The organism is Streptomyces sp. NPDC031210 (assembly GCF_055570395.1).
Window position 1 is genome coordinate 1 of record NZ_JBVIHH010000035.1, and the last position, 9,064, is coordinate 9,064.

A 9,064-nucleotide genomic window follows, 5' to 3' on the forward strand; every position below is an offset into this window, starting at 1 on the left:
ACCAGGAGGTTGGCTTAGAAGCAGCCATCCTTGAAAGAGTGCGTAATAGCTCACTGGTCAAGTGATTCCGCGCCGACAATGTAGCGGGGCTCAAGTACACCGCCGAAGTTGTGGCATTCAGATTTTTGGTAAGCCTTCGTGGTTCAGCCGTCTGGATGGGTAGGGGAGCGTCGTGTGGGCAGTGAAGCTGCGGTGTAAACCAGTGGTGGAGCCTACACGAGTGAGAATGCAGGCATGAGTAGCGAAAGACGGGTGAGAAACCCGTCCGCCGAATGATCAAGGGTTCCAGGGTCAAGCTAATCTGCCCTGGGTAAGTCGGGACCTAAGGCGAGGCCGACAGGCGTAGTCGATGGACAACGGGTTGATATTCCCGTACCGGCGAAAAACCGCCCATACTGAACGGGGGAAACTAACCGCCCGAAACCTGCCCGTGCACCCTTGTGGTGTTCCGGGTTTTGGTGGAGCGCGGGACCGTATCCCGGGAGGTAAGCGTATTAACAGGTGTGACGCAGGAAGGTAGCCGGGCCGGGCGATGGTTGTCCTGGTCTAAGGATGTAGGGTCAGTGATAGGCAAATCCGTCACTGTGTCTTTGATGACGCACCTGAGATCTGATGGGACCCCCGAACGGGGGAATCCGGTGATCCTATGCTGCCTAGAAAAGCATCGGCGCGAGGTTTTAGCCGCCCGTACCCCAAACCGACACAGGTGATCAGGTAGAGAATACCAAGGCGATCGAGAGAATTATGGTTAAGGAACTCGGCAAAATGCCCCCGTAACTTCGGGAGAAGGGGGGCCTGCCCCGTGATGGAGACTTGCTTTCCGGAGCGGGTGTGGGCCGCAGAGACCAGGGGGAAGCGACTGTTTACTAAAAACACAGGTCCGTGCGAAGTCGCAAGACGATGTATACGGACTGACTCCTGCCCGGTGCTGGAAGGTTAAGAGGACCGGTTAGCCCCTCGTGGGCGAAGCTGGGAATTTAAGCCCCAGTAAACGGCGGTGGTAACTATAACCATCCTAAGGTAGCGAAATTCCTTGTCGGGTAAGTTCCGACCTGCACGAATGGAGTAACGACTTCCCCGCTGTCTCAACCATAAACTCGGCGAAATTGCAGTACGAGTAAAGATGCTCGTTACGCGCAGCAGGACGGAAAGACCCCGAGACCTTTACTATAGTTTGGTATTGGTGTTCGGTGTGGCTTGTGTAGGATAGGTGGGAGACTGTGAGACCCGGACGCCAGTTCGGGTGGAGTCATCGTTGAAATACCACTCTGGTCATACTGGATATCTAACTTCGGCCCGTAATCCGGGTCAGGGACAGTGCCTGATGGGTAGTTTAACTGGGGCGGTTGCCTCCTAAAGAGTAACGGAGGCGCCCAAAGGTTCCCTCAGCCTGGTTGGCAATCAGGTGTCGAGTGTAAGTGCACAAGGGAGCTTGACTGTGAGAGAGACATCTCGAGCAGGGACGAAAGTCGGGACTAGTGATCCGGCGGTACATTGTGGAATGGCCGTCGCTCAACGGATAAAAGGTACCTCGGGGATAACAGGCTGATCTTGCCCAAGAGTCCATATCGACGGCATGGTTTGGCACCTCGATGTCGGCTCGTCGCATCCTGGGGCTGGAGTAGGTCCCAAGGGTTGGGCTGTTCGCCCATTAAAGCGGTACGCGAGCTGGGTTTAGAACGTCGTGAGACAGTTCGGTCCCTATCCGCTGCGCGCGCAGGAAATTTGAGAAGGGCTGTCCTTAGTACGAGAGGACCGGGACGGACGAACCTCTGGTGTGTCAGTTGTACTGCCAAGTGCATCGCTGATTAGCTACGTTCGGATGGGATAACCGCTGAAAGCATCTAAGCGGGAAGCCTGCTTCAAGATGAGATTTCCATGCACCTTGTGTGTGAGAGGCCCCCAGCCAGACCACTGGGTTGATAGGCCGGATGTGGAAGCGGGGACTAAAGACCCGTGAAGCTGACCGGTACTAATAGGCCGATAACTTACACCACACATATCCTGGGCAGAACACGACTTCAAACGGTTCCGCCAAAGAAGGGGTATGAAGATCATGCTGCTTGCGTCCACTATGTGGTTCCCAACCAACAACCCACCGTTGTTGCTGGTCAGGAACTGATAATTGAATAACTGCCTGTCCCGGTATCAGGGGCGGGTGGTCTGGTACGACGTACCCCATTCAGGTTTACCCCACCCGATCGTGTGTTCACGAAGGTGAGGGTTCAAGGGTTACGGCGGTCATTGCGCGGGGGAAACGCCCGGTCCCATTCCGAACCCGGAAGCTAAGACCCGCAGCGCCGATGGTACTGCACTCGGGAGGGTGTGGGAGAGTAGGTCACCGCCGGACAATCATTACAGGTTCAGGCCCCGCAGGGTTGCGGGGCCTGAACTGCTTTAACACCACCGAACACCCACAGCCGGGGGTCTGCGGAGACACCCTGCGGCCGGGGACCGGTTGCCGGGATACCCGGGTCGGGGCCGGTGGTCGGTCCGGGGACTGCTTGCCGGCTACCGGGACCGGTCACTCTTTGGGCCTGCACCCTGGTGCGGGCCCTTTCCGTGTTGTCCGGCCGGTTCGGTCTGGACAGTTTGCCCGGACGGACGGACGGCCGGCCCGGACCGGTTGCCGGGTGCCGGGGGCCGGGATACCCGGGTCGGGGCCGGTGGTTGGTCCAGGGACGGGCGCGGGTACCGGGGCCGGCGGCCAGCGCTGATCGGGTGTGTACTTTGGGCCTGCACCCTGGTGCGGGCCCTTTCCGTGTTTAACCAGCCGTTCCCGGCCCCCGGGGTCGGTCTGGCCTGAACTATGGGGACCGGAACAGCTGGCCGGGCCGGGGTTCCCAGTCCCTGTGACTCCTGGCCCTTCCCGGGACCACACCAGGCACCACCCGCCACGAGGGCTGGGAACCACCGCCCCCGCGCAACCCCATCGGAAACACCGGTCACGACGACTGGGAACCGCCGTCGGGACATGGCCCCAGGAGCCCCACCGGTCACGAAGGGTGGGAACCACCGCCCCCGCAGAAACCCAGGAGCCCCACCTTGCCCGATGGCTGGGAACCCCCGCCCTCGCGTAACCCCATCGGAAACACCGGTCACGACGGGTGGGAACCACCACCGGAACATGACCCCGGGAGCAACATCTGCCACGACGACTGGGAACCACCGGGCGGAACATGACCCCGGGAGCAACATCTGCCACGACGGGTGGGAACCACCGCCGTCGCGCAACCCCATCGGAAACACCGGTCACGACGGCTGGGAACCACCGCCGCCGTATGCCCACAATCCAGCGAGCCAGCTCTCGCGCACGCCCGCAAGTCCAGTGGGCGCAATGAAATCGAGTGCTGCAACCAGCAGATTCTCCATACTCGCTATCCAGGGACAGTCGAGCCACGTAGCCTCGCAGGCCACGGCGAATTGCCGCAGATCCGAAGCTCACCACTTTGGATTTCCACCCACCGAGACTGGAAGCGGGAACCCCTATGAGCGCGCGTAACCCATCCATCCATGCCGCGGTCCGCAAGCGTGGCAGGGGAAGTAAGCCCCGCTACTCCGGGGGGACCGCCGTCGTCGGCGTCCTTGTATTTCTGTTTATGCTGTTCCAGCTAGCCGCGCCCGCCCAGGCGGTTTTTCGGGGCGAGCCGCCGCGTGGTGCCGTCCCCACGGAGCTGGTGGAGATCACGATGACGGGTACCGGCCCCGGCCAATCCGTAGCCGGCGGACTGCCGCCGGTCGGTACGCCGTTCGACCCCACAACCGGGTATCCGGCTGACGTGCCGGCAGGTTACGAGGACACCGATGAAGGGTTCGCAGGTGTTATCACCACTGCTGACGCCGTGGGCAATACCCAGCAGGTGTACTGCATCGACATTCGCACCTCTACTTACACCGGACTGGGATACGAGAGCGGCTCTTGGGACGAGTCGAATGTGCCGAATATTGGCTACGTCAACCAGGTGCTGAACAGCTATTATCCGGACCAGCCTGGACTCCCCGCGGAAGCCCCGAATGACAACATCCGTGCCGCCGCAGTACAGGCAGCCGTATGGTTCTTCAGCGATGGCTACGTCCTTGAAGACACCGACGCCGTACGTCCCTACACCGAGGCTATAGTCGCCGCGGTGCTCGCTGCGGGGCCGCTGACTGAACCGCCGGCTCCCAACGTGTCGATTGACCCGCCCAGCGCGTCCGGCCCCACGGACGGGGTCACCGGCCCCTTCACTATCAACTCTGATGCAGGAACCATCACGGTCGCGGTACCGGACGGGTACACCCTGTACACCGACCCGGCCGGCACGGTTCCGCTCGTCGGCACCACCGTCACGCCCGGTACCCAGCTGTGGGTGAGGAATGACAACCAGACCACTGATCCGGTTGTCCTGACCGCCACTGCCGTGGTCCCCGTCCAAACCGGCAACGTCTACCTCTACGCCGGCAATAATCCCAGCGTCACGACTGCCCAAAAGCTGATCCTGGCAGCCGACGCACAGATCGAGTCCAATGCCCAGGCAACTGCGGAGTTCTTTGAAGCCGGAGACCTCACGGTCAGCAAATCCTTTGCAGGTGAGGGGGCGGGGCTGCAGGGTGACATCTCCCTCATAGTCGACTGCGGGGCGTCGGGTGCCTTCACCTTCGACATCCCTGCAGGTACTGCCGAGACAGTGACTGAGACTGTCACCGGACTACCGGTAGGCACGGTCTGTTCGGTTACCGAACCTGTCACGGGATCGACGACGGCGGTGACGGTCACTCCGGTGCTTCCGGAACCTGTCACCATCGCTGACGGCGAGAACGTTCTGGCAGTTACCAACACGGTCGACCTCAACCCGGGCAGCCTGCTGGTAACCAAGGCCATTACCGGCACTGGTGCCGGACTGCAGGATGACATTGCCATCCACGTTCAGTGCGGCGAAGGGCTTGTGGACGAAGTCTTCGTCCTCGAGGCGGGCACGACGGCGGGTGAATACACCCAGCGCTACGAAGGGATTCCTGCCGGGACGCTTTGCAACATTTCGGAGCCGACCTCCGGGGCCAACGAAGACGTCACCGTTGAATCAACCTTTACCGGTGGAGTATCAATCCTGCCCGGAGAAACGCAGGCCGTCGGCGTGACCAACCTCTACGCACCGGTTCCGGTGACTGAGCGCCTGCCGAAGACGGGCGCGGAGTCAATGAGGCTGGCATTGATGGGCGGCGGAGCGGTAATCGCCGGATCGGCGCTCGTTCTTGCCTCGCTGCGGCGCCGCCAGGGATAGTCCCTCCTGACCGGTAATACCTGTCGCTTGATCCTTCGGCGCCGGGTCCTCCCACTAGGGTGGATCCGGCGCCGAACTGCTGATTTGCGCCGGCCCGCAAACCTGTGTAAAGTCTTCTGAGTCGCCGCAGCCGGGACGCTCACGAAGCGCCTGAAGCATGGCGGCCAAACCCCAACTTTCAATCGATGGTTGATCTGCTGCGCGCCTTGTGTGCCGGCGGGAAACCGGGGACTGGATGCTGGGTCCAGAAGGGCTTTTACAGCCGGTTTGGATGGAATTCCACGGAATTCACCGAATTGCTAAAACGGTCCGGATGGAATATGCTGGTAAAACACACAGCGGTGCGAAAAGTAAACAAATATTCTCCTTGAGGGAATGGTTTTCCGAGTAGACCGGATGTGCCTGTTGTTTGAGAACTCAATAGTGTGCCAAGTTTATTGATACCGATTATTTTAATTGGTTGAATTGGCTGTCCCGCCCACCCCGTGGGTTGCGGATGGTTTTTTTAGCTGGTTTCGAATTTAGTGCAGAACTGTGCAGCCAATTTTCCTTGGCTCCGGTTGTGTGTCTGTAAAACATTTACGGAGAGTTTGATCCTGGCTCAGGATGAACGCTGGCGGCGTGCTTAACACATGCAAGTCGAACGATGACTTCTGTGCTTGCACAGAATGATTAGTGGCGAACGGGTGAGTAACACGTGAGTAACCTGCCCTTAACTTCGGGATAAGCCTGGGAAACCGGGTCTAATACCGGATACGACCTCCTGGCGCATGCCATGGTGGTGGAAAGCTTTAGCGGTTTTGGATGGACTCGCGGCCTATCAGCTTGTTGGTTGGGGTAATGGCCTACCAAGGCGACGACGGGTAGCCGGCCTGAGAGGGCGACCGGCCACACTGGGACTGAGACACGGCCCAGACTCCTACGGGAGGCAGCAGTGGGGAATATTGCACAATGGGCGAAAGCCTGATGCAGCGACGCCGCGTGAGGGATGACGGCCTTCGGGTTGTAAACCTCTTTCAGCAGGGAAGAAGCGAGAGTGACGGTACCTGCAGAAGAAGCGCCGGCTAACTACGTGCCAGCAGCCGCGGTAATACGTAGGGCGCAAGCGTTATCCGGAATTATTGGGCGTAAAGAGCTCGTAGGCGGTTTGTCGCGTCTGCTGTGAAAGCCCGGGGCTCAACCCCGGGTCTGCAGTGGGTACGGGCAGACTAGAGTGCAGTAGGGGAGACTGGAATTCCTGGTGTAGCGGTGAAATGCGCAGATATCAGGAGGAACACCGATGGCGAAGGCAGGTCTCTGGGCTGTAACTGACGCTGAGGAGCGAAAGCATGGGGAGCGAACAGGATTAGATACCCTGGTAGTCCATGCCGTAAACGTTGGGCACTAGGTGTGGGGGACATTCCACGTTTTCCGCGCCGTAGCTAACGCATTAAGTGCCCCGCCTGGGGAGTACGGCCGCAAGGCTAAAACTCAAAGGAATTGACGGGGGCCCGCACAAGCGGCGGAGCATGCGGATTAATTCGATGCAACGCGAAGAACCTTACCAAGGCTTGACATGAACCGGTAAGACCTGGAAACAGGTCCCCCACTTGTGGCCGGTTTACAGGTGGTGCATGGTTGTCGTCAGCTCGTGTCGTGAGATGTTGGGTTAAGTCCCGCAACGAGCGCAACCCTCGTTCTATGTTGCCAGCGGGTTATGCCGGGGACTCATAGGAGACTGCCGGGGTCAACTCGGAGGAAGGTGGGGACGACGTCAAATCATCATGCCCCTTATGTCTTGGGCTTCACGCATGCTACAATGGCCGGTACAAAGGGTTGCGATACTGTGAGGTGGAGCTAATCCCAAAAAGCCGGTCTCAGTTCGGATTGAGGTCTGCAACTCGACCTCATGAAGTTGGAGTCGCTAGTAATCGCAGATCAGCAACGCTGCGGTGAATACGTTCCCGGGCCTTGTACACACCGCCCGTCAAGTCACGAAAGTTGGTAACACCCGAAGCCGGTGGCCTAACCCCTTGTGGGAGGGAGCCGTCGAAGGTGGGACCGGCGATTGGGACTAAGTCGTAACAAGGTAGCCGTACCGGAAGGTGCGGCTGGATCACCTCCTTTCTAAGGAGCACCTGAAACGTGTTGTGTTCTTCCACAGTGTTGGATGCACGGTTTCCAGGAGTTATGCCCGTTTCGAAGGCGTCAGTTCTTCGGCGGGTGCTCATGGGTGGAATATCAATGAACAGGTTTGTCCGGGTTGTTCCGGGTCTGTGAGTACGCCTCTTTTGCGGGGTTGGAAAGCCGGTCCGGGCGGTTGTCCGGGGTAATCGTTTGGCACACTGTTGGGTCCTGAGGCAACAGGATCTGTTGTTTCTGGTTTTCCTGCGCATGCCGGAGACCGGCCGGAGCCCTCCCTTGCGGGGGGTGGTGGCTGGTGGATGGGTGTGACGGGGTTGTTGTTTGAGAACTACATAGTGGACGCGAGCATCTTAAAAATTATTAAGTGCAATTTCAGATAAACCTGGTGACCGGTCTTGTACTGGTTTTCCATGGTTTTCTCGATAGCGATATTAATTGTTGATCTTTGTGGTCAAGTTTTTAAGGGCACACGGTGGATGCCTTGGCATCAGGAGCCGAAGAAGGACGTAGGAATCTGCGATAAGCCTGGGGGAGTTGATAACCGAGCGGTGATCCCAGGATGTCCGAATGGGGAAACCCCGCCCGGCGCGCGAGTGACCGGGTGACCCGCATCTGAACACATAGGGTGCGTGGAGGGAACGCGGGGAAGTGAAACATCTCAGTACCCGCAGGAAGAGAAAACAACAGTGATTCCGTTAGTAGTGGCGAGCGAACGCGGAAGAGGCTAAACCAGTGGTGTGTGATAGCCGGCGGGCGTTGCATCACTGGGGTTGCGGGACTTTCCGTATCAGTTCTGCCGGACTGGTGAAGTGAGTGCAGGTGCATAGGTGAACTGGTTTGAAAGCCAGGCCGTAGAGGGTGTTAGCCCCGTAACCGGAATGTATGCTGCCGCTTGGAGAGGATCCCAAGTAGCACGGGGCCCGAGAAATCCCGTGCGAATCTGCCAGGACCACCTGGTAAGCCTAAATACTCCCTGATGACCGATAGCGGACAAGTACCGTGAGGGAAAGGTGAAAAGTACCCCGGGAGGGGAGTGAAATAGTACCTGAAACCGTGTGCCTACAAACCGTCGGAGCAGCCTTGTAGCTGTGACGGCGTGCCTTTTGAAGAATGAGCCTGCGAGTTAGTGTTACGTCGCGAGGTTAACCCGTGTGGGGAAGCCGTAGCGAAAGCGAGTCTGAACAGGGCGAGTGAGTGGCGTGATCTAGACCCGAAGCGGAGTGATCTACCCATGGCCAGGTTGAAGCGACGGTAAGACGTCGTGGAGGACCGAACCCACTTCAGTTGAAAATGGAGGGGATGAGCTGTGGGTAGGGGTGAAAGGCCAATCAAACTCCGTGATAGCTGGTTCTCCCCGAAATGCATTTAGGTGCAGCGTTGCGTGTTTCTTGCCGGAGGTAGAGCTACTGGATGGCCGATGGGCCCTACAAGGTTACTGACGTCAGCCAAACTCCGAATGCCGGTAAGTGAGAGCGCAGCAGTGAGACTGTGGGGGATAAGCTTCATAGTCGAGAGGGAAACAGCCCAGACCACCAACTAAGGCCCCTAAGCGTGTGCTAAGTGGGAAAGGATGTGGAGTTGCCCAGACAACCAGGAGGTTGGCTTAGAAGCAGCCATCCTTGAAAGAGTGCGTAATAGCTCACTGGTCAAGTGATTCCGCGCCGACAATGTAGCGGGGC

Annotated in this window: 1 protein-coding gene and 4 rRNA genes; all 5 read left to right on the top strand. The window is 58.7% G+C overall.

Annotation, left to right across the window (positions count from 1 at the left end; all coding sequences use genetic code 11):
• Positions 1-1,997, top strand: a 23S ribosomal RNA gene (locus ACZ45Z_RS33185); the annotation flags it as partial.
• A 236-nt stretch (positions 1,998-2,233) separates the two neighbouring features.
• Positions 2,234-2,350 (top strand): 5S ribosomal RNA (gene rrf, locus ACZ45Z_RS33190).
• Between the two features lie 1,249 nt (positions 2,351-3,599).
• Entirely contained in the window at positions 3,600-5,261 is a 1,662-nt protein-coding gene (locus ACZ45Z_RS33195; RefSeq protein WP_377956460.1) for a thioester domain-containing protein, read from the top strand.
• Between the two features lie 578 nt (positions 5,262-5,839).
• Positions 5,840-7,367, top strand: a 16S ribosomal RNA gene (locus tag ACZ45Z_RS33200).
• Positions 7,368-7,834: 467 nt separating this feature from the next.
• Positions 7,835-9,064, top strand: a 23S ribosomal RNA gene (locus tag ACZ45Z_RS33205); the annotation flags it as partial.